General features: G+C 64.2%; 21 protein-coding genes. 11 read left to right on the top strand and 10 right to left on the bottom strand.

The genetic code is table 11. From position 1 onward, the window contains the following. Positions 1-52: 52 nt before the first annotated feature. The 4 genes from ACFOJ9_RS33210 to ACFOJ9_RS33225 all read right to left on the bottom strand — a co-directional run bounded on the left by ACFOJ9_RS33210 (position 53) and on the right by ACFOJ9_RS33225 (position 3,342). Positions 53-289, bottom strand: a complete 237-nt coding sequence (locus ACFOJ9_RS33210; protein ID WP_378985536.1) for a hypothetical protein — start codon at positions 287-289, stop codon at positions 53-55. Between the two features lie 330 nt (positions 290-619). Further along, entirely contained in the window at positions 620-1,237 is a 618-nt protein-coding gene (locus tag ACFOJ9_RS33215; protein ID WP_378985538.1) for a transglutaminase-like cysteine peptidase, read from the bottom strand. Between the two features lie 232 nt (positions 1,238-1,469). Continuing rightward, a complete protein-coding gene (locus ACFOJ9_RS33220) occupies positions 1,470-2,747 on the bottom strand; it encodes a polyhydroxyalkanoate depolymerase (protein ID WP_378985540.1) in 1,278 nt (425 codons plus the stop codon). Positions 2,748-2,982: 235 nt separating this feature from the next. Then, a complete protein-coding gene (locus ACFOJ9_RS33225) occupies positions 2,983-3,342 on the bottom strand; it encodes a septal ring lytic transglycosylase RlpA family protein (RefSeq protein WP_378985542.1) in 360 nt (119 codons plus the stop codon). Between the two features lie 308 nt (positions 3,343-3,650). Between ACFOJ9_RS33225 and ACFOJ9_RS33230 the strand changes: the two genes are divergently transcribed. Continuing rightward, on the top strand, positions 3,651-3,836 hold the full coding sequence (locus tag ACFOJ9_RS33230) for a hypothetical protein (protein WP_378985544.1): 186 nt from the start codon (positions 3,651-3,653) through the stop codon (positions 3,834-3,836). Between the two features lie 9 nt (positions 3,837-3,845). Here the strand turns inward: ACFOJ9_RS33230 and ACFOJ9_RS33235 are convergent, their stop codons facing one another. The 4 genes from ACFOJ9_RS33235 to tauA all read right to left on the bottom strand — a co-directional run bounded on the left by ACFOJ9_RS33235 (position 3,846) and on the right by tauA (position 6,839). Next, positions 3,846-4,031 carry a hypothetical protein gene (locus tag ACFOJ9_RS33235; RefSeq protein ID WP_127269227.1) on the bottom strand — a complete coding sequence of 62 codons (186 nt, stop codon included), beginning with the start codon at positions 4,029-4,031 and terminating at the stop codon, positions 3,846-3,848. 31 nt (positions 4,032-4,062) lie between these two features. Then, entirely contained in the window at positions 4,063-4,923 is an 861-nt protein-coding gene (locus ACFOJ9_RS33240) for an ABC transporter permease subunit (RefSeq protein WP_378985547.1), read from the bottom strand. After that, positions 4,920-5,711 carry a taurine ABC transporter ATP-binding protein gene (locus ACFOJ9_RS33245; RefSeq protein ID WP_378985548.1) on the bottom strand — a complete coding sequence of 264 codons (792 nt, stop codon included), beginning with the start codon at positions 5,709-5,711 and terminating at the stop codon, positions 4,920-4,922. Before ACFOJ9_RS33245 ends, ACFOJ9_RS33240 begins: the two co-directional genes overlap by 4 nt. 114 nt (positions 5,712-5,825) lie before the next feature. Then, a complete protein-coding gene (gene tauA / locus ACFOJ9_RS33250) occupies positions 5,826-6,839 on the bottom strand; it encodes a taurine ABC transporter substrate-binding protein (protein WP_378985550.1) in 1,014 nt (337 codons plus the stop codon). Between the two features lie 532 nt (positions 6,840-7,371). On the opposite strand from tauA, the gene ACFOJ9_RS33255 reads away from it, so the two are divergent. From ACFOJ9_RS33255 to ACFOJ9_RS33295, 9 genes are all read left to right on the top strand, one after another. Continuing rightward, positions 7,372-7,548 carry a hypothetical protein gene (locus ACFOJ9_RS33255; protein WP_378985552.1) on the top strand — a complete coding sequence of 59 codons (177 nt, stop codon included), beginning with the start codon at positions 7,372-7,374 and terminating at the stop codon, positions 7,546-7,548. A 147-nt stretch (positions 7,549-7,695) separates the two neighbouring features. Beyond that, on the top strand, positions 7,696-8,199 hold the full coding sequence (locus tag ACFOJ9_RS33260) for an RrF2 family transcriptional regulator (protein ID WP_378985554.1): 504 nt from the start codon (positions 7,696-7,698) through the stop codon (positions 8,197-8,199). Positions 8,200-8,230: 31 nt separating this feature from the next. After that, a complete protein-coding gene (locus tag ACFOJ9_RS33265) occupies positions 8,231-9,565 on the top strand; it encodes an FAD/NAD(P)-binding protein (protein ID WP_378985556.1) in 1,335 nt (444 codons plus the stop codon). Between the two features lie 336 nt (positions 9,566-9,901). After that, entirely contained in the window at positions 9,902-11,323 is a 1,422-nt protein-coding gene (locus tag ACFOJ9_RS33270) for a pyridoxal-phosphate dependent enzyme (RefSeq protein WP_378985558.1), read from the top strand. Then, on the top strand, positions 11,320-12,504 hold the full coding sequence (locus ACFOJ9_RS33275) for a trans-sulfuration enzyme family protein (RefSeq protein ID WP_378985560.1): 1,185 nt from the start codon (positions 11,320-11,322) through the stop codon (positions 12,502-12,504). The genes ACFOJ9_RS33270 and ACFOJ9_RS33275 overlap by 4 nt, the downstream gene beginning before the upstream one ends. A gap of 170 nt (positions 12,505-12,674) precedes the next feature. Then, positions 12,675-13,646 carry a GlxA family transcriptional regulator gene (locus ACFOJ9_RS33280; protein WP_378985562.1) on the top strand — a complete coding sequence of 324 codons (972 nt, stop codon included), beginning with the start codon at positions 12,675-12,677 and terminating at the stop codon, positions 13,644-13,646. A 320-nt stretch (positions 13,647-13,966) separates the two neighbouring features. Further along, the gene (locus ACFOJ9_RS33285; RefSeq protein ID WP_378985565.1) at positions 13,967-15,271 is read left to right on the top strand and encodes a M24 family metallopeptidase; all 1,305 of its coding nucleotides are present in this window, start codon (positions 13,967-13,969) and stop codon (positions 15,269-15,271) included. Positions 15,272-15,571: 300 nt separating this feature from the next. Further along, a complete protein-coding gene (locus ACFOJ9_RS33290) occupies positions 15,572-16,252 on the top strand; it encodes an isochorismatase family protein (RefSeq protein ID WP_378985567.1) in 681 nt (226 codons plus the stop codon). Next, positions 16,249-17,193, top strand: coding sequence for an alpha/beta hydrolase (locus ACFOJ9_RS33295; RefSeq protein WP_378985569.1), 945 nt, complete (start codon positions 16,249-16,251; stop codon positions 17,191-17,193). Before ACFOJ9_RS33290 ends, ACFOJ9_RS33295 begins: the two co-directional genes overlap by 4 nt. 350 nt (positions 17,194-17,543) lie before the next feature. Here ACFOJ9_RS33295 and ACFOJ9_RS33300 read toward each other — a convergent pair whose 3' ends face one another. Then, entirely contained in the window at positions 17,544-18,626 is a 1,083-nt protein-coding gene (locus ACFOJ9_RS33300; RefSeq protein WP_056580349.1) for a transposase, read from the bottom strand. A gap of 261 nt (positions 18,627-18,887) precedes the next feature. On the opposite strand from ACFOJ9_RS33300, the gene ACFOJ9_RS33305 reads away from it, so the two are divergent. Next, complete coding sequence (locus ACFOJ9_RS33305) at positions 18,888-20,528, top strand: ABC transporter substrate-binding protein (RefSeq protein WP_378985571.1); 1,641 nt, start codon at positions 18,888-18,890, stop codon at positions 20,526-20,528. A gap of 551 nt (positions 20,529-21,079) precedes the next feature. On the opposite strand, the gene ACFOJ9_RS33310 is transcribed toward ACFOJ9_RS33305, so the two are convergent. After that, complete coding sequence (locus tag ACFOJ9_RS33310; RefSeq protein ID WP_378985573.1) at positions 21,080-21,592, bottom strand: hypothetical protein; 513 nt, start codon at positions 21,590-21,592, stop codon at positions 21,080-21,082. Between the last annotated feature and the right edge of the window lie 213 nt (positions 21,593-21,805).

Below are 21,805 nucleotides of genomic sequence, written 5' to 3' on the forward strand. Positions count from 1 at the left end.
CGCCGGCGTTCGCTTCACATGAAGAGCCCGCCGGCGATCAGCAGTGATGAGATCATTTCTTGCCGGCCGTACCGCCATTGTTTCCCCGGCCGCCATTGTCGTTGTGGTCGTGGCCATTGTTTCCGCCGCCCAGGCAGTTCGAGTCGCCAGCACCGCAACAGCGGCCGCTCCACAAATCGTTGGTTTGCGTCTGGGCGCAGCTTGTAACCGTCTGATCGGCCAGAGCGGGTCCGGCCAAAGCCGATACCGCCACGGCGGCGAGGAAGGTATTTCGCAAAAGTGCGGTCATCTGAAGTCTCCGTGATTGTTTTCCGTCTACGGCCATGTGTCGTCGACCGGGAGGAAATGGTTCATGGAGAAATATCGATTTCGTCATCCACGGGCGGAGCAAGGAGCGTAGCGACGCAGCGCAGACCCGAGGATCCTGCCGCGACTTCCGAGCGCTGCCACGGTGCAAAATCTGCAATATGCCGAGTGGCGCCTGTTCCTGCACCGCTGCGGTCTTCATTCGCCTCGCGGCATGGATCCCAGGGTCTTCGCGACGGAGCTTCGCTCCTGCTCCGCCCTGGGATGACGAAGCGTTGGATGCCGCCCCCAAGGCAGCCGCCGTTGCTGGTGCCTACTGAACCGCGCCCACCAGCACCTGCTGACCACCGCGGATCGAGACCCAGCGGCCGGTGTTGTCGATCGCCTGCCGCTTGAGGAAGCGGTAGCCGGTCGCGTCCCATGGCCTGACCTTGTCGGTCAGATTGTCGAGCACATAGTCGCCCTTGTCGGTGCGCACCGTCAGCACGGCGTGGCCTTCGCCGTCGGGCTTGCGCACGACGGTGATCAGAAGATCGGCAAGGGAGATGCTCATGCGCGAAAGCTGGCGCCGCTTTTCCAGAACGTAGTCTTCGCAGTCGCCGACGCCCTTGTCGGGATAGGCCCAGACTTCGTCCTTGCCGTAGATGTCCATGTCGCTCATCGGCTTGACGGCGGCGTTGACCCTGGCGGTGACATTGAGAAGCTTGCGCATCAGCCCGTCGGTCATCGCGGCCGGCGCGAGATTGGACGGGCGGATCGAGCATTCGCCCGGATGGAGCTTGCAGAAATCATAGTGGCCGATCGGTTGCGAGGTGAGACCACCGGTCGCCATCGCTCCGGCCGCCAAAGCCGGTGCCACCCAGCCTCCCGTTACTGCCAACCCGGCCGCCACATACACGCGCAGCCGTCGCGCCATCGATGAGGAAATCATTGTCCCCGCTCACCCTTTGTTATTAACGAAAGGTTAAGGGGGATTTACAGTCCGTGTCAATTGCGACGTCGGTCGGATTGTCGGCATGGTTACCCGAGGGGCTGGACAGCGGCACTTGTGCAACAGAATCGGCCGGCCGCCTTCGCCGGTCAATTGGCCGGGATTGTCGCCGCTAAGCTTTGTTTATGCCTGTCGTTGTCCCAAAACCGCTGCGGTCTTTTGGCGACATGCATTATCTCTTGGCAGTGCGGACCAGCTTTGGCTTCACCGCAACACGCTCCTGACGACCATAGCTGGTGATGAAATCGACGATGCGCGGCACGATTTCCGAGCGGAAGCGCGAGCCGTTGAACACGCCGTAATGGCCGACCGCCGGCTGCATGTAATGGGCGTGCCGCTCAGTCGGGATGTTGGGGCACAGATCATGCGCCGCCTTGGTCTGGCCAAGGCCGGAAATGTCGTCGTTCTCGCCTTCGACCGTGAACAGCGCGACGTTGCGGATATCGGACGGGTCGATCCTGGTGCCGCGATGCGTCATCTCGCCCTTGGGCAAGGCATGGCGCACGAAGACGGTGTCGACGGTCTGCAGATAGAACTCCGCCGTCAGATCCATCACCGCCAGATATTCGTCGTAGAAATCGCGGTGCTTCTCGGCATTGTCGCCGTCGTGCTTGACCAGATGCACGAAGAAGTCCTTGTGGGCGATGATGTGGCGGTCGAGGTTCATGCTCATGAAGCCGGACAGCTGCAGGAAGCCCGGATAGACCTCGCGGCCGAAGCCCGGCACCGGCCAGGGCGCACGCATGACGACATTGTCGCGGAACCAGTCGATGCCCTTTTCCTCGGCCAGGAGATTGACCGCGGTTGGGTTGCGGCGGGTGTCGATCGGCCCGCCCATCAAGGTCATCGTCGAGGGCACGAACGGGTCGCCCTTGGTTTCCATCAGCGCCACGGCCGCCAGAACCGGCACGGAAGGCTGGCACACCGCCATCACATGCGTGTCGGGGCCGAGCGCGTGCAGCATGTCGATGATGTAGTCGATATAGTCGTCGAGGTCGAAGCTGCCGTCGGCGAGCGGCACCATGCGGGCATCGACCCAGTCGGTGATGTGCACGTCGGCATAGGGCAGCATCGCTTCAACGGTGCCGCGCAGCAACGTCGCATAATGGCCCGACATCGGCGCCACGATGAGAAGCTTTGGGTCGGGCTTGCGCCCGGCGGGGACAGTGCGTTCAAAGCGGACGAGATTGCAGAATGGCCGCGACCAGACGGTCTTTTCGGTGACCTCGACGCTCTTCCAATCGACCACGGTCTTGTCGAGGCCGAATGTCGGCTTGCCGTAGCGGCGCGTGGTGCGCTCGAACAGTTCCGCCGTCGCCGCCATCGAACGGCCCCAAGGCGTATGGGAAAACGGATTGAGCGGGTTGGTGTAGAGCAGGCGCACCGCATCGGCATAGAGGCGCGCCGGCTGCAAGGCGGCGTGGTTCATTTCATAAAGCTGGTAGAACATCGAGAACCCCGCTGCTGCCTGCGACCCGAAGGGACGACGAGCAGCGCCATGCCTTAAATGTCTCGCGGGGAAGTTAACAACTAATTGCTGCGATGCAATACGTCACGCGGCGTGACCAATGCTTCTTTCGTTCAAGGCACTGGGAATCGGCCTTGAACGGCGCCAGCCGGCTCAGTGTGCGACTGCGAAATGTGTAAGCAATGTGTCCGGCCCCTCTTGCCGGACACAGGAAGCATCAAACGCGCGCCATGCACACGGAAGTATGGCCGGAGCCGATGAAGCCGAGCTGGCCGGCCGCACCCTTCGACAGGTCGAGCACACGACCCCTGATGAACGGACCGCGATCGTTGATGCGCACGATGACGCTGCGGCCGTTGTTCTTGTTGGTTACCCTGAGCTTGGTGCCGAAAGGCAAAGTGCGGTGGGCGGCGGTCATCGCCGACGGGTTCATGCGCTCGCCCGATGCGGTCTTGGAGTGCAGGGCATACCACGAGGCACGGCCACATTGGCTGGCGGCGGTTGCCGAAGATGCGCCGACCATCAGGCCAGCAGCGATCGTTACCGCGACAAGCGCGGTCTGTTTTGAGTTCTTCATATTTGAGGGATGGCTCCGTTTTTGACAGACCCCAGCCGTTAGGTACCAAATAAGGCAGGAAATGCGGCAATGATCTGGCGGTTCCGTGGCAATGGCACACGTTTGGAGTCACTGGGTAACAGTCTGTCAGGGATGTTCCGGCGCGCGATGATCAATTCCTGATGATCTTCGTGCTGATACCAGGGATCCGTTTGACAATATCGAACATTAATATCCAAGTAGAAGCCGGCACGGCTGAGCCCTTCCTTTGGCTCTTTCATCGCGGCCATAATGCTGCAACCGATCGACTTCGAAAGCGAGATCCGGCAATGAGACTGACCAAAAATCTGCTGGCGTTGATTGTGCTTGCTATCGGCGCGCTGTGGTCGCTGCAGGGCGTCGGCGTGGTCGGCGGCAGCTTCATGACCGGCCAGCCGCAATGGCTCTATATCGGCCTCGTCACCATGCTGGTCGGCTTGGTGGGACTGGTCTGGGCAAACCGGTCGCGGGTGTGAGCAGGCCGGTCACTGCGACCAGTATTGCCAAGCCCAGTAAAAACTTTCGTCGCGCGGCGGCAGCCGGTCGCGTTCGGCGTCCCAGCGCACCGGCGTGGGCGATTTCGGTTGCTGTTCAGGCGGCTGGCTTTCCCTGGTCCAGGCAAGAAGCCAGTTACCGGCTTGGGCGAACAGCACGGCGGTGGAATGGGTCATCGTCATTCTCTCCTGCTCTTCTGGTTTCCAATCATTCGCGTCCCGCCCACGGGACGAGCACGCGCTCGATCCTGCGGATGGTGAATTCGAACACGAAGGCGATGGCCGCGATCACCAATATGCCCATCACCACCACGTCGGTGACGAGGAACTGGGCGGCCGACTGGATCATAAAGCCGAGCCCGCGCGTCGCCGCCACCAGTTCGGCTGCGACCAGGGTCGACCAGCCGGCGCCGAGCGCGATGCGCAGTCCGGTCAGGATCGCGGGCAGCGCGCTGGGCAGGATGACGTGGCGGACCACTTGTGCTCGCGTCGCGCCAAGCGAGCGCGCCGCATTGATGCGTTCCTGCGAGACGCCGCGAACGCCGGACGCGGTCGACAATGCAACCGGCGCCAGCATGGCAATGGCGATCACCAGGATCTTCGACGGCTCGCCGATGCCGAACCAGATGATGACCAGCGGCAGGTAGGCGAGCGGCGGGATCGGCCGCAGGAATTCCAGCAGCGGATCGAAGATGCCGCGCCCGATGGTGCTGATGCCGATGGCGAGACCGATCGGCACGCCGACGAGGATGGCCGCGATCAGCGCCGCGAACACCCGCCACAGGCTGGCGACAGCATGCTGCAGCAGCGTCGCATCGACGAAGCCTTCACGGGCGACGAGGATGAACTTGTTCCACACCGCGATCGGTGAGGGCAGGAACACCGGCGACACGAGTTGCAGGCGCGCCGACAGCGCCCACAGCGCCAGCACCACCAGAATGGTTACGGCGCTAACCGCGCGTGCCGAGATGCCTTTGCGCTTCGGGCTTGGCCGCGACCACGGCACCGAAAGGCCATCGGCCTCGTCGATCTTGCTGCCCGGCCGCTCCGTGTAGGAGGTAAGGGTCATGCCGCCTCTCCTTCGAAGATCGCATCGGTCAGATCGCCTCGCGCCGCGGCAAAAGCCGGGTCGGCTTTGATCGTGCGAATGGCCTCGCCGGCCGCGTAGCGCCTGGAGAAACCGGGCTCGAAGGTCCGCACCACGCGGCCCGGGCCTGGAGCCAGCACGACGATGCGGGTGGCCAGCACCAGCGCCTCCTCGATGCCGTGCGTCACCATCAGCACGCCGACATCGCTTGCCGTCCACAAATCGAGCAGCGTCGTCTGCATGCGCTCGCGCGTAAGCGCATCGAGCGCGCCGAGCGGCTCGTCGAGCAGCAGGAATTCAGGCTCGGCGGCGAGCGCCCTGGCGAGGCCGACGCGCTGCCGCATGCCGCCGGAAAGCTCCCAGATGCGCTTGTCGCCGGCATCGGTGAGCTTCACCAGCGCCAAGAGTTCATCGGCGCGCCGCGCCCGCTCGGCTGGCCTGATGCCACGCAGCCTGAGCGCGAAGGCAACGTTTTCGCGCGCGGTCAGCCACGGAAACAGCGCATCGTTCTGGAACACCACCGCCCGGTCCGAGCCCGGCGCGGTGATCGGCTTGCCGTTGATGGAGGCACGCCCACGCGCCGGCGCGACCAGGCCGGCGGCGACATTGAGCAGCGAGGTCTTGCCGCAGCCGGAGCGGCCGACCAGCACGACGAAGTCGCCCTTGGCGACATCGATCGACACAAGCTCGACGGCGGGCGCCGCCTGGCCGTCATAATGGATCGAGACCTTGTCCAGCACGAGATGGGGGTCGAGCACGAGATGCGGCATGGATGCCTCGCAATTCGTTGAAATCTGAATGCCCCGGAGCCGCTCCTCGTCAGCGGTTCCGGGGCAGGCAACACGCGGCGTCAGGGAAGAAGCGCGCGGGCCGGGTTCATACGCCTAGTTCGAGGCCAGCGCCTGGGTGACGTATTTCGACGACACGTATTTCGAATAGTCGGGCAGCACGGCGTCGATCTTGCCTTGCTCCTTGAGGAAGGCCGATGCCGCCTCGATCGCCTTGACCGTGCCGCCGCTGAGGAATTTGTCGGACGCCTGCTCTTCGAGCGTCGGGAAGACATAGCCCTTGAGCAGTTGCGGCATCTCTTCCAGCTTGGCGCCGGTGAGCTTGGCGATCGCGGCCGCCTGCGGCGACGACACCGACCAGGCGTCGGGCTTCGCCAGGAACTCGGCATAGGCCGCACCCGTCACCTTGACGAAGTCGCGCACCGCTTCCGGGTTCTTTTCGGCAAAGTCGGTGCGCACGATCCAGGCGTCGAAGGTCGGCGCGCCCCAGGCGGCGACCTGCGAGGAATCCAGCACCACCTTGCCTGATGTCTTGATCTGGCCGAGCGCCGGATCCCAGACATAGGCCGCATCGATATCGCCGCGTGCAAACGCCGCCGCGATTTCCGGTGGCCTGAGATTGAGGATCTCGACCGACTTCGGATCGACGCCCTCATGCTTCAGTGCGGCGAGCAGGCTGTAATGCGTCGTCGAAACGAACGGCACGGCGACTTTCTTGCCGGCGAGGTCGGCGATCTTCTCAATGCCGGCGCCGTTGCGGGCGACCAGCGCCTCGGATTGCCCGATCAGGCCAACGACGAAGATGGTCTGGATCGGCAGCTCGCGGCTCGCCGCCGCCGCCAGCGGGCTCGAGCCGACATAGCCGATATCGACCGAGCCGGAAGCGACCGCGGCGATGACATCGGCGCCGGAATCGAATTTCCGCCAGTCTATTGCCGCCTTCGTTGCTTTTTCATAGGCACCGTCGGCTTGCGGCACTTTCGAGGGTTCGACCACCGTCTGATAGCCGATGGTGATCTTGAGGTCGTCGGCAAGGGCCGGACCGAGGAAGGCAGCGCCCGCAAGCGCTGCCGACGAGAGGAGAATGATGCGTCGCGAAATCGTGGACATGAAGGGCTCCTGAAAAAAGAGAAACTGGAATGCCCCATGATAGTCAGCTAATTCTATCGTTCTTGTAGAGTTAAATCCTTCCAACGAAGGCGGGCTTGTTAGAAAAAAGCTGTCGGTGGTTGGCTGCCAGGGCGGATGAGGCGGTTGTAGCGTGCAGGGAAGTCTTCTGATGTCGGCGGGACAGCACCCCCCTCTGGCCTGCCGGCCATCTCCCCCGCAAGGAGGGAGATCGGCAGTTCCGAAGCTGCGCCCAATGCTGCGAGGGTGGAGATTGGCGAAAGCGGTTGAGCGCTTAATCTCCCCCCTTGCGGGGGAGATGTCCGGCAGGACAGAGGGGGGTGCTGTCCCGTCGGCCTTAACCTTCTGAACCGCCGTGATGGCTCCGGCCCACCCCCACTTAGGAACGAGAATTCCCCCTCCGGCTCCTGTCAGGCAAATCCATGCCTCAAACAGCCGGCGATTTGAAAACGCGTTCCGCGTGTTCGGGGGTAAGTATAGTATTCTTATCGACATGAGGGAGTTGGAGTCGACGATGAGCGGCCACCACGCCACCACGATCGCCGGCGGCATGGATCGGCTTTCGCCGTCGCGTCAGTCGATGCCGGTCGCCTCCGGCCCCGGAGGACCATTTGCCATCTCGCTGCCGTCAAAGCGCATTTTTGTGCTCTCTAGGGCACAAAGGCTGGTCAAAATGGCTACAGCGGCTTGAAAACGAAGCAAAATCAACAGCCCTCGGCTTGTACATCATGTCACTAGAATTTATGTGTCATGGCAGCTTGGACGCGGCGGGGAGGCACGCCAGGCGTTTCGCAACCGATGGCCATGAGCCGTCGCCAGACAGAGAAACGTTCGGTTTATGCTCACGAAAAAAGGGAAGTACGGTCTCAAGGCGCTTGTCCACCTCGCGCGATTGCCGGCCGGACAGCTTGCCTTCGTCAACGACATTGCCACCGGCAACAACATCCCGAAGAAATTTCTCGACGCCATCCTGGGTGAGCTGCGCAATGCCGGCTTCGTCCAGAGCCGCAAGGGCAAGGATGGCGGCTATCGCCTGGCGCGCGCTGCCGACGAGATCAAGGTCGGCCATGTCGTGCGCGTGCTCGACGGCCCGCTGGCCCCTATCCCTTGCGCCAGCCGCACCCAGTACCAGCGCTGTGAAGATTGCAACGAGGCGACATGCCAAGTCCGACATCTGATGCTCGAGGTCCGGCAGGCGATCGCCGAGGTGCTCGATCAGCGCAGCCTCGCCGAAATGCGCGATATCTCTCTCGACGACCTTCCGGTCGCGAGGGCCATCGACGACCTCCCAGTCGCGAAGGGCGTCGACGACCTGCCGGTTGCGGTGAAGGTCCAGGCCTGACACTGGCGCTGCGCACACCGCAGGCATGCCTATGACCGGGCGCGCCAACTCGATCATCATTGTCGGCGGCGGCGCCAGCGGCGTCGTGCTGGCCGCGCATCTCTTGAAATCGACCAATCCTGACCTGCGCGTCACGCTGATCGAAAAGCGCCCGCATTTCGGGCAAGGAATCGCCTATTCGACGCTGCTGTCGGCGCATGTGCTGAATGTCAGTGCCGCCGGCATGAGCGCCTATGCCGACGATCCCGGCAATTTCTGGCGCTGGCTGCTGGAGCGCGGCCTGGCAAGCCAGGACCAGGCGCCGGTCTATGCGCCACGCAGCATCTATGCGCGCTACCTCGGCGAGTTGCTGGACGATCTGGAAGCGCGGGAAAAGCAGACCGGGCGGCTTCGGCTGATCCACGAGGAAAGCCTCTCGATCACGCCCACTGCATCCGGTGTCGAGGTGGCGCTGGCCAACGGCACCAGCGTGGTTGCGCATCTGGCCGTGCTGGCCACCGGCCATGACGAGGAGCCGGCGCAAGGCCATGCCATCAGAATGGGCTCGGAGGCCGATACAGCACTTGATCCAGACAGAAGCGTCATGGTGCTGGGCACCGGCCTCAGCATGGTCGACGCCTTCCTGGCGCTGGAACAGCGTGGCCATCGCGGCGACATCATCGCGGTGTCCAGGCGCGGCCTGCTGCCCTCGCCGCATCGCAAGGGCAATCCGATCAAGCTCGACGTCGCCGACATTCCGCTCGGCACCCAATTGTCCTATTTCGTCGGCTGGTTCCGCGATCTGATCAAGGAAAACCAGACGGCCGGTATCGACTGGCGCGACGTCGTCGACGGCCTGCGGCCGTTCAACCAGAAAATCTGGCAGAATTGGCCTGCGTCCGCCAAGCGCCGCTTTGTCGAGCACACCAAGGCCTGGTGGGACATCCACCGCCATCGCATGGCGCCCGAGGTCTATGCCCGCGTCACGGAAGCCGTGCAATCCGGCCGCATCCGCCTGGTCGCCGGCCGCGTCGTCGACATCGCACGCAATGGCGAGTTTACAGTCCAGATCCAGTCGCGCCACACCCAGCGCGTTGAGGCCTTCGAGATCGCCCGCATCTATGATTGCTCGGGCATCGTCAGGGACATCTCGACCTCATCGAACAGCGTCGTGCGCTCACTGGTCGATCGTGGCCTGGCCCGGCCCGATCCGCTGCGCATCGGCCTCGACGTGTCGGCCAATTGCGAGATCATCGCCGGCGACGGAACCGTTTCGGCCAAGATCCTCGCCGTCGGCCCGCTGACACGCGGCACCTTCTTCGAGATCGACGCCATCCCGGATATCCGCGTGCAGTGTGCGAGGCTGAGCAAGCAGCTGTTGGGCTGAGCGGTTGCGGGTAGCGCTCTACGGCGCCCCCCTCTGGCCTGCCGGCCATCTCCCCCTCAAGTGGGGAGATCGGCAGCTTCGCTGACAGCGCCATTCTTCACGACGCTGGAAGTTGGCGAAAGCCGTTGCGCATCCAATCTCCCCACTTGAGGGGGAGATGGCCGGCAGGCCAGAGGGGGGCGTGCCCCACCAACCTTGCTAACCAAACCCGGAATTTCATTCCCCATCTGGCCGGTTGATTGGCACGATCTATCTTCTTTCCGACTGCAAAGGGCTGGAAAAGAGGATACGCTGCCGCCCTGCCTCGAGGCGGTCGCTTGGTCATGGAGCATCGATATGAGCGAGCACGAGATCGCCGCAGCCGACGAATTGTCCCGCCTGCGCCCGCCCTACAAGTCGGTTCTCGACCTGATCGGCCAGACGCCGGTGGTCGAGCTGACCAAATTCGACACCGGCAAGTGCCGGCTGTTCATCAAGCTCGAAAGCCAGAATCCCGGCGGCTCGATCAAGGACCGCATCGCACTGTCGATGATTGCCGCGGCCGAGCGGGAGGGCAAGCTCAGGCGCGGCGGCACCATCGTCGAGGCGACCGCCGGCAACACCGGCCTTGGCCTAGCCCAGGTCGGCATCCCCAAGGGCTATCGCATCGTGCTGGTCGTGCCTGACAAGATGTCGCGCGAAAAGATCCAGCATCTGCGCGCGCTCGGCGCCGAGGTGCGCATGACGCGCTCCGATGTCGGCAAGGGCCATGCCGAATATTACCAAGACATGGCCGAGAAGATCGCGGCGGAAACGCCCGGCGCCTTCTATGCCAACCAGTTCGCCAACCCGGCCAACCCGCTGGCGCATGAGACGACCACGGGCCCGGAGATCTTTTCGCAGCTCGGCGGTGACGTCGACGCGGTGGTGGTCGGCGTCGGCTCGGGCGGCACGCTGACCGGGCTTGGCCGCTACTTCGCCAAAGTCTCGCCGAAGACCGAAATGGTGCTGGCCGATCCGGTCGGCTCGGTGCTGGCGCCGCTGATCAAGACCGGCAAGATGGAAGAGGCCGGCAGCTGGACGGTGGAAGGCATCGGCGAGGATTTCGTGCCGCCCAATGCCGACCTGTCGCTGGTCAAGAAGGCTTATGCCATCCCCGACAAGCAGAGCATGCTGGCCGTGCGCGACCTCCTGTCCAGGGAAGGCATCCTGGCCGGCTCGTCCTCGGGCACGCTGCTGTCGGCCGCTCTGCGCTATTGCCGCGAGCAGACGTCTGCCAAGCGCGTCGTCACTTTCGTCTGCGACAGCGGCAACAAATATCTGTCGAAAGTGTTCGACGATTTCTGGCTGGCCGAGCAGGGACTGGCCGAGCACGAGCAGCATGGCGATCTGCGCGATCTGGTGATGCGTTCGCACCGCACCGGCGACACAGTCTATGTCGGCCCTGACGAAAGCCTGCTCAACGCCTATGGCCGCATGCGCCGGTCCGATGTTTCGCAGCTGCCGGTGCTCGACAATGGCAGACTGGTCGGCATCGTCGACGAAAGCGATATTCTTGCTCATGTCGACGGCCCCTATGACGGCCGCTGGGAGCGTTTCAATGGCCCGGTGCGCACGGCCATGACCTCCAATTTGCACACGCTGCAGGCCAGCCAGACGCTGGATGCGCTGCTGCCTGTGTTCGACCGCAACGAGGTCGCCATCATCTTCGACGGCGACGAGTTCGTCGGCCTGATTACCCGCATCGACCTGATCAACCATCTGAGGCGCGCACGATGACCAGCAGCACATCCGGGCCTTCCGGCAAGAACCGCCTGGCCTTCTCGACGCGCACCATCCATGGCGGCCAGAGCCACGACCCGCTGACCGGCGCGGTGATGGTGCCGATCTATGCCACCTCGACCTACGGCCAGCAGTCGCCCGGGGTGCACAAAGGTTTCGAATATGCGCGCAGCCAGAACCCCACGCGCTTCGCCTTCGAGCGCGCCGTGGCCGACCTCGAAAGCGGCTCGGCCGCTTTCGCCTTCGCGTCCGGCCTCGCGTCGATCGCCACCGTTCTGGAGCTGCTCGATTCCGGCGCGCATATCGTCGCCACCGACGACATCTATGGCGGCTCCTTCCGGCTGATGGAGCGGGTTCGGAAACGCTCGGCCAATCTGCAGGTCAGCTTCGTCGACTTCACCGACCTCGCCGCCGTGGAAGCTGCGATCCGCCCGGAAACGAAAATGCTCTGGGTCGAGACGCCGACCAACCCGCTGCTGCGCATCGTCGATCTCGAAGGCGTCGCCGCACTTGCCAAGCGCAAGGGGATTCTCACGGTCGCCGACAACACGTTTTGCAGCCCCTATCTGCAGCGGCCGCTGGAACTCGGCATCGACATCGTGGTGCATTCGACGACCAAATATCTCAACGGCCATTCCGACATGGTCGGCGGCGTCGCCGTGGTCGGCGACAACAAGGAGCTCGCCGCCCAGCTGAAATTCCTGCAGAACGCCATCGGCGCCATTTCGGGCCCGTTCGACAGTTTTCTCGCGCTGCGCGGCCTCAAGACGCTGGCGCTACGCATGGAGCGTCATTCCGCGAATGGTCTGAAAATCGCGCAGTGGCTGGAAGGCCGCAAGGACGTCCGCCGCGTCATCTATCCCGGCCTCGCCAGTCACCCACAGCATGCCATCGCCGTCCAGCAGATGCATGCCTTCGGCGGCATGATATCAGCCGTGCTCGACCGCGACCTCGCCGGCACAAAACGCTTCCTCGAACGCACGCAGCTGTTCACGCTCGCCGAAAGCCTCGGCGGGGTGGAAAGCCTGATCGAGCACCCGGCGCTGATGACGCATGGGTCGATACCGGTTGAGAAGCGGGCGGAGATCGGCATTTCGGATTCGCTCGTGCGCCTGTCGGCGGGCATCGAGGATGGTGACGATCTGATCGCGGATCTGGATCAGGCGCTGGGGGGTTAGGGGGCTGAAGTCGCGGCGAGGAAGATGCGGTGGCGCAGGGTAAACTGTTTCTGCCGCGCCGACATCAGACAAAACTTCTTCGCCGCGGTGGCGGTGAAAGCAACCGCAGTCTTGCGCCGGTCATCGCCTCGGTTGACCCCAAACCCCATCTGCCCGAAATGTAGCGCCCCATGGCCACGCGCGAACCACCCAAACCCACCGAAACACCCCTCACCTTCGCCGTGCTGGTGTTTCCCGGCTTTCCGATGATGGCGTTCAGTTCCGTCATTGAGCCGCTGCGTGCCGCCAATGTCTTGGCCAAGCGGCAGTGCTATCGCTGGATCATCGTCGGCGGCACAAAAGGCTCGGTCGAGGCCTCGAACGGCGTCGTCATCCAGCCGGGTTTTTACGCCGAGGACGCGCCCAAGGTCGACCGCATCGTCGTCTGTTCGGGCGGCGATGCCGATCACCTTGTTGCCGAGGACGCGGCCAGCTGGATCCGCAAGAGCCTGCGCAATGGCGCCCATATCGGCGCGGTGGCGGATGCGGCGTTCTTCCTGGCGCGGGCCGGCCTGCTCGACGGCCATGCCTGCACCTTGCACTGGACCAGCCAGGCCGCCTTCACCGAAGCCTTCCCCAACATCGAGCTCAGGCGCGACCTCTACGTCATCGACCGCAAGCGTTTTACGTCGGCCGGCGGCGTCGGCAGCCTCGACATGATGCTGGAGATCATCACCCGCGACTACGGCGCCGAGCTTGCCGCTGGCGTCGCCGAATGGTTCGTGCACAGCCAGCTGCGCTCCAGCATCGACCGCAAGATGATGCCCTTGCGGCTGCGCACCGGCGTCCAGAACGAACTGGTGCTGTCGGCCATCGCCATCATGGAGGACGCGGTCGAGGAGCGGCTCGGCATGGCCGAGCTGACCGCGAAGCTCGGCGTCTCCTCCGACAAGCTCGAACGCTCCTTTCGCTCCGAACTCGCCATCTCGCCCAACGGCTACTACCGGCGGCTCAGGCTGAAACGCGCCGCCGACCTCCTGGCGCACTCGACGCTCGCCGTGCGCGACGTGGCGCTCGCCTGTGGCTTCGCCTCGATGTCGAGTTTCGCCCGGGCTTTTCGCGAGGAGCATGGGCACCCGCCGAAGCTGGCGCGAAGGCATTAGGGTGCGCTGGCTGACGGGTGAGACGTTGGCGGGACAGCACCCCCCTCTGGCCTGCCGGCCATCTCCCCCGCAAGGGGGGAGATTGACTGCACCTCCGCTTTCGCCAATCTCGAATGTTGCAAGAAGAGCGGCGGGATCGAAGCTGCCAATCTCCCCCCTTGCGGGGGAGATGCCCGGCAGGGCAGAGGGGGGTGCTGTCCCGCCAGCGTTCCGCAATAGCCTTAGCGGCATCCCGCACAACAAACGCGGTTTTCCGCACAATCCATCCGCCCCTCTTGCGCCATGCTCAACCCTCGCAACCCAGCCAAGGCCGTACCCCCATGAGCATCGTCGTTTTCGACCCCGACAGCACCGAGGACGTGGACTTCAAGGACCGCATGCGCCACCCGGCGGCGGCCGACCCAGCCGGCGGCATGTGGCTGTCGGACACCGAGCCGTCCTTCATCGATGCCGACGCGCTGCGCAAAGGCCGGCTGGCGAAACTGCGCGGATGGATGCGCGAGGCGGGCTATGGCGGCGTGGTGTTGTTCGACCCGTACAACCAGCGCTACGCCACCGGCTCGCGCAACATGTTCGGCTATTTCCTGCGCAACTCGACCCGCTATTTCTTCATCCCGACCGAAGGGCCTATCGTGCTGTTCGAATACCCGCAGAGCTACCATGTCTCGATGGTGCTCGACACGATCGACGAGGCGCGTCCTTCCAAGCTGGTCTGGTCGTCGGTCTCCGGCCGCGACGACGAGACCGCCGGTCCCTTCGCCGACGAGATCACTGAGCTGTTGAAGCAGCATGGCGGCGGCTCGATGAAGCTCGGCCTCGACCGTTGCAGCCATCTGCAGGCGCTGGCCCTGGAAAAGCGCGGCTGCGAGGTCCGCGATTGCCAGGGCGAGATCCTGGCGGTGCGCGCTGTAAAGACGCCCGAAGAAGTAAAATGCCTGCAGGTGTCGATGGCCGGCGCCGAGGCCGCCGTCTATGCGGTGCGCGAGGCGATCAAGCCCGGCGTCTCCGAAAACGACCTGTTCGCCATCATGTATGGCGAGGTCATCCGCCAGGGCGGCGAGTTCATCGAGACCCGGCTGCTCACCTCCGGCCAGCGCACCAACCCGTGGTTCAACGAGGCCAGCGGCCGCAAGATAAGGCCGGGCGAATTGCTGGCGCTCGATACCGACACGATCGGCTGCTACGGCTATTATTCCGATTTTTCCCGCACCTTCCGCTGCGGGCCGGGCAAGCCGACCGATTATCAGAAGTCGCTCTACCGCATGGCGCATGACCAGGTTCAGCACAACATTTCGATCGTCAAACCCGGCATGGCCTTCCGCGAGATCGCCGAAAAGGCGTGGAAGATTCCGGACCGTTTCGTCGACCAGCGCTACACCTCGGTCATGCACGGCGTCGGCATGCATGGCGAGACCCCGTTCATCGCGCATGCCATGGATTACGAGACCTATGGCCGCGACGGCCATATCGTGCCAGGCATGGTGGTGAGCGTGGAAAGCTATATCGGCGAGAAAGGCGGCCGCGAGGGCGTCAAGCTGGAGGACGAGATCCTGATCACCGACACCGGCACCGAACTCCTGTCGCGCTTCCCTTATGAGGACGAGTTTCTGGAGAAGCAGGTTTGATGTTGGCACCCACCCCTCATGCCCTCGTCATCCTCTGCCGTGACGGTGGTCGAAGACTGCAGCCATGAAGAACGAGCGCCTCATTCCTTCACACCCCCCTCTGTCCTGCCGGACATCTCCCCCGCAAGGGGGGAGATTGGCAGCGTCGCCTGCGGCGCTTTTTCCTGCAGCTCTGGTGATTGGCGAAGGCCGATCTCCCCCCTTGAGGGGGAGATGCCCGGCAGGGAAAAGGGGGGCGCTGTCCCGCCGGCATACGGAAGGGTCTTTGACTGCCTCGCCCATGCACGACGAAGGCGCCGCATGAAAACCCCCATCGCCATCAAGCGCGGCACGGTGGCCGCGATCTTCATCGACCTGCAGGAAGAGCACCGGCAGGACAAGCGCTATCTGGTCGAGGGCTTTGCCGGCATCCTGGCCAATGTCCAGCGCCTGCAGGCGGCGGCGCGGCAAAACCATGTGCCGCTCTACCACTGGGCCTACATCGTCGATCTCGACAAGCAGGATCGGCCCTTTCATCCGGTCGGCGAGGATGGCAAGTCGGCCTTCTCCGACAAGAGCGACCCGCTGACCGAGATCTGCCGTGAGGTGGCGCCAATCAACGGCGAGGCGCTGCTGATCAAGGCCGAGGCCAGCGCCTTCCGGTCGGGGCCGGCGGCGCGCGACATCAAGTCGGCCGGCATCGAATGGCTGGTTGTGTCAGGAGTGTGGACCGAGGCCTGCATCGACGCCACGGTCAAGGACGCGGTGGCGAAAGGCTTTCGCGTGCTGCTGGTCAAGGATGCCTGTGGCAGCGGCAGTGCGGCCATGCACCAGACCGGCATAATCAACCTCGCCAACCGGCTCTATGGCGGCGCCGTCACCGACACCGACGGCGCCTGCCGGCTGCTGGCCGGCGAGACCGTCACCGCCTGGCAGATCGAAGGCTCGGTGCCGCTGCGCTTCAGCTTCGACAACGCGGCCGCGCTCTACGCCGATCTATGACTCGCGGCCCCTACGAAACCCGGCTCGACCCGGCCCTGTGGGCTTACATCGACGCGGTCAACGCCTGGTATCCGCCGGAAATCCTCGGCCTGCCGATCGACAAGCAGCGCGCCGTCTATGACAGGATGAGCCGAGCCTTCCACCAGGGCCGCCCGGCAGGCGTCAAGGCCAGCGACGGCCTGATCGTCGCCGCCGGCCGCGACATCCCGGTCCGCCGCTACCAGCGCGCCGGCAACGCCGCGAAGGCGATGGTGCTCTATTTCCACGGCGGCGGCTTCATCCTCGGCGGGCTGGAAAGCCATGACGACATCTGCGCCGAGCTCTGCGCCGGCACCGGTTTCGACGTGCTGTCGGTCGACTACCGGCTGGCGCCGGAGCATCTCCACCCCGCTGCCTACGACGATGCCGTCACCGCCTTCGAATGGGCGGCGACGAGCATCGATCTGCCGCTGGTGCTGTGCGGCGAAAGTGCGGGCGGCAACCTCGCCGCGGCGGTGGCGCAGGCGACGCGCCGCCATATCAGCGCCGCCATCGGCCAGGTGCTGATCTATCCCGAGCTTGGCGGCGACGAAAGCACCGGCTCCTACATCGAGCACGCCGAGGCGCCATTGCTGTCGGTGGCCGACATCGCCTTCTACCGCGACGTTCGCTCGGCCAAGCGGCAATCGCCCGACGATCCGACCTTCTCGCCGCTGCGCGACACGGATTTCTCCGGCCTGCCGCCAACGGTGATCGTCACGGCCGAGTGCGACCCGCTGTCCTCGGACGGCGAGACCTACCGCGACCGCATTCTGGCCAGCGGCGGCAAGGCGTGGTGGCACGAGGAGCCGAGGCTGGTGCACAGCTTTCTGCGCGCCCGGACGACCGTGCCGGCGGCAGCGGAGGCCTTTGCGCGGATCGTGGCGGCGGTTGCTGCGCTGGGCCGGGGTGAGTGGCCGTAACGGCGAAGCGCTGATCTCCCCCCTTGAGGGGGAGATGGCCGGCAGGCCAGAGGGGGTCGTCTCGCGTGAAGCGCCGGCATCTTCCTTTCAACGTTGGAACATAGGAGGTTGCGTCCCGTCGTACCGACCCCCTCTGTCGCCTTCGGCGACATCTCCCCCTCAAGGGCATATGCGCTAAGATAGCTTCGGCATGGACTGAAATTTGCGCTTTCGTGGTGGCTCACGCCATCGATGTCGCAAGGCATGGAGATTTTGGCGCAGGGCTGCCAAGGGAGGTTGAGCAAAGATCGCTGCGATCAGAGAGGCGACGATCTGGCGGGTGGCGCGCCACAGCAGCGGGCGCCCGTCGCTCAAGGGGGAGAGACACCCAACTCCTGCGAAAGGGGTTCGGTCACAAGCGCGATGAGGAAGTGGGCAAGAATCCAAGGCTTTGCGATCCTTGGGTCTTTGGCTGGAGGCGCGCGCAGTCCGATCAGGCTCTTCAGACGCTTGAAGGCGAGCTCGATGCGCCAGCGCATGCGATAGAGCTTGAGAACTGTGCCGGAGGGAAACTCCTCCTGGTCAAGCGAGGTCACAAGGATGACAAAGCCGGCGGCAATCAGCGTCTCCGGTTGAACCTGCTTGCCCTTGGCCTTGGCTTCCTTGTTGATTTTGCGCCGCGCTTCTTGTGTCGCAGCCTCGGATTTGCGCAAGGCGATCAGGCGCATCTTCAGGGGCTCGCCCTTCTTGAGGCCCAGCCAGACAGGCGTTTCGATGACCTCCTCCCGGCAGCTCTTCAGGTGGCCGATGAGATCGAACGCCTTGCCGTTGGCGTCGAGCCATCGCACATTCTTCCACGGCGCGCGCACGACAACGTCGCCGTCTTGCGCCATGACCTTTGCGATCCGCTCGGCCTGCAGATAGGCGCGGTCGCCGATGCGGATCTCGCCCGGCACCACCGGCACGCGGTCGATCAGCTCGGCCTCGCTCTGGTCGGTGATCTCGAGGAAATCGAACTGCTCGCGCTCAAGATCGAAGGCGCAGTGCATACGCCAAAGGCCATTGTTCTTCTTCTCATGCACACCCGCCTTGGCAACCGATGTCGCATCGAGGATGCGGATCAGCCGGCCCTTAGGCAAGCCTTCCTCCTCGCGCTTCAAAAGGTGCCCGATCAACTGCTGCAGCCACGGCCCTGCATTGCGCAGCCGGCCGAGCAACGCCACGTCCGAGATGTCGGCGATCCCGCTTGCCGCCGCCCAGGCCACGACGCCCCGCATGCCCACCTTGCCAAGGCAGTAAGCCAGTGTCAGGCGCAACAGATCAGTAGCCGACCTGACGCCCCGCGGCCGCAGAAACGCCTTCGTCTCGCGGGCACTCCCTGCAATCAACTCTTCACCGCCGAGGAGCTCAATCGTCTCGGCCCAGCCGTCATCTACAAGCGATTCGTGAGTCATCGCAGCGTAGAATCACAACCGATTCCCCACTGCAACACCTATCTTAGCGCATATGCCCTCAAGGGGGGAGATCTGCGCCCCGCCGTTGTCCAAGCGTAAGCCAATCGCCGACTCACCCCTCTGCGGAGCGCCGCACAATCACTGCGGAAAACCGAACACTCCCCGGCGTCACCCAGCCTTATCATTCCCCTCAGGCAATGGCGCCCCGGCGGTCGCGTCCGCCCCTGCGTTCCGCCGGGCGCCCAACAAGAGGGAACGACGATGAAATTCATGCTGACCGACCGCAAACTGCACCCGAAAGCAAAACCCGTCGCCGACGATTTCAAGACCGGCGGCATCAACCGCCGCGAGTATCTCGCTTTGATGGCCGGGCTCGGCGTCAGTGCCGCCGGCGCCTTGGCGCTAGGCGGGCTGGCCGCGACCCCTGCCCGCGCGGCGGAACCGAAGAAAGGCGGCGTGCTGCGCGTTGCCATGAACGTCAAGGGGTTCAAGGACCCGCGCACCTTCGACGGTGTCGAGATGTCCAACGTCGCCCGCCACTGCAACGAATATCTGGTGCGCTGGAACACCGACTTCTCCTTCGAGCCCTGGCTGCTCGAAAGCTGGGAGGCGAGCGACGACGCCAAGACCCTCACTCTGCATGTCCGCAAGGGCATCTCCTGGTCGAACGGCGATGCCTTCAACGCCGACGACGTCATCCACAACCTCACCCGCTGGTGCGATGCTTCCGTGCCCGGCAATTCGGTCGCCGCGCGCATGGGCGCGCTGGTCAATGCCGACACCAAGAAGGTCGTCGATGGCGGCATCGCCAAGGCCGACGACTTCACCATAAAGCTCAATTTGCCCAAGCCCGACATTTCGCTGATCGCCGGCATGGCCGACTATCCGGCGCTGATCATGCACCGCTCCTATGACGGCGACGGCGACCCCAAAAAGGCGCTGGCCATCACCACCGGCCCCTGCGAGCTGGTCAGCTGGGATGCCGAGACCGGCGCCGAGGTGAAGCGCAGCGACAAACCGTGGTGGAAGGGCGACTTCCACCTCGACGGCATCAAATGGGTCGATTACGGCTCCGACCCCAACGCCATGCTGTCGGCTTTCGAATCCGGCGAGATCGATACCGACCACGAAACCGCCTCGGATGCCGTCTCGCAGACCGAACAGATGGGGCTGATGAATTCGGAAATCGCCACCGGCTCCACCATCGTCGCCCGCTTCAATGTCGCCAACGCGCCCTATGACGACGTCAAGGTGCGCCGCGCCGCCCAGCTCGCGGTCGACAATGCCGCCGTGCTGGCGCTCGGCCTCGGCGGCCGCGGCAAGCCCGCCGACAACCACCATGTCGGCCCCATGCACCCCGAATATGCCGATATCGGCCCGGCCAAGCGCGACGTCGAGCAGTCGAAGAAGCTGCTCACTGAGGCCGGCAAGGCCGACCATGAATTCGAGCTCATCTCCGTCGATGTCGAATGGCAAAAGAGCACCGGCGACGCCATCGGCGCGCAGATGCGCGAGGCCGGGCTGAAGATCAAGCGCACCGTGCTGCCGGCCGCCACCTTCTGGAACGACTGGAGCAAATACCCCTTCTCCTGCACCGAATGGCTCGGCCGCCCGCTCGGCGTCCAGGTGCTGGCGCTGGCCTACAAATCGGGCGCCGCCTGGAACGAAAGCGCCTACGCCAACAAGGAGTTCGACACGCTGCTCGACAAGGCCCTGGCCACCCCGGACGCCAAGGCGCGCAAGGAGATCATGGCCGAGATCGAGCAGACTCTGCGCGATTCAGGCATCATCATCCAACCCTACTGGCGCTCGGTCTACCGCACCTATCGCAAGGGTGTAGAAGGCTGCGAGCAGCACCAGGCGCTGGAGCAGCATTTCGAGAAGGTTTGGTTGGAGGGGTGAGCCTTGCCAGTCTTGGTTCCTCTCCCTCCGGAGGGGGGGAGGTGGCGCTGCGAAGCAGCGACGGAGTGGGGGAACCCATTCGCAAAGTCAAAACCGGTCAGGATTGAGCATAGAGGCCCCGGCTAGCGTGCGCCTATCGCAGGTCAGCGCCGCCCCTCATTGCCCTGCCGGGCATTTCTCCCCGTAAACGGGGCGAAAGAGGCTGACCGCAACGCCGGCGCCTTCCTTGCAAGGTTGGCGTTTGGCGAAATCATCAACGGCAGCGTCCTTCGCCCCGTTTACGGGGAGAAGATGGCGGCAGCCAGATGAGGGGCGGCGCCAACGTCGGCCGGATGCGGCAGGAAATGGCCGGCGCGAATGCCGGTGAGGCAGTTGCCTGAGCCCGCGCCGGCCACTGGCGAACTGATTAAGGTCCGCCGCCCGAGTTTTCTACCGCTCCGAGTCTGCGCGATCAACCAACTCAGGGTTGGTGCGGACTGGTATGCCCGTTGCGTCATTGAAAAAGGCGCCGTCCGGCGACAGCGCCTGTCAATGCGCGCGTCCTGACCAGCTCACCGCGCAGGCCTGAGAAGCGTCCAGATCCAGCCGACAAAGGTCAGCACCAGGAATGGATAGCCGGCGGCGGGCAGCGGCGCCGAGGTCGGCAGCAAGGGCGCGCCCCAGAGGATCATGCAAGCCGACACAACAAACAGCACGGCGGCCACGACCGCGGTGAGCCGCATCCACAGGGCGAAAGTCTTCGGCACGCTGACCATGACCAGTGCCGCCGCCCAAAGCGAGATGCCGCCGACATAGGAGGGCACGCTGGCCTCCAGCCCCGCCGCATTGCCGGCCAGCAGCAGGCTCTCGCCGGCCAGGAAGGTCAGGAATCCGGCCGCCACGCAGTCATTACCCAGCCGCTGGTATTTCATGGTCAGCAGCGCGGTGGCGACCACCAGCGCCGCGCCGTCGATCGTCCAGAGTGTTTCGCGCAGCGGCGCGCTGGCGACGAAGGTGCCGGCGAGGCCGAAGGCGCCACCGATGGCGAGGCCGATCGCGGCGATGGTGTCGAGAGTGGAACGCATGTGATGTCTCCCCCAAGCTGGCTCAAGGATAAGGATACTGCAGGGCGGTGTCTGATCCAATGCTCGCCGATGGCGAGGCGCTCTTGCCTGTTTGACTTCCCCGCGCGGCTCCGGTGTCGGCTCGAAATTGACAAGGGAGCGAGAGAGAAAAAGCGGAGACTGTCGAGAGAGCGGTCCGCGTCCACAGCAGACAAAGTTAGCCTTGCCCGAGAA

The organism is Mesorhizobium cantuariense (genome assembly GCF_042647205.1).
In the GTDB taxonomy this organism is placed as follows: Bacteria; Pseudomonadota; Alphaproteobacteria; order Rhizobiales; family Rhizobiaceae; genus Mesorhizobium; species Mesorhizobium cantuariense.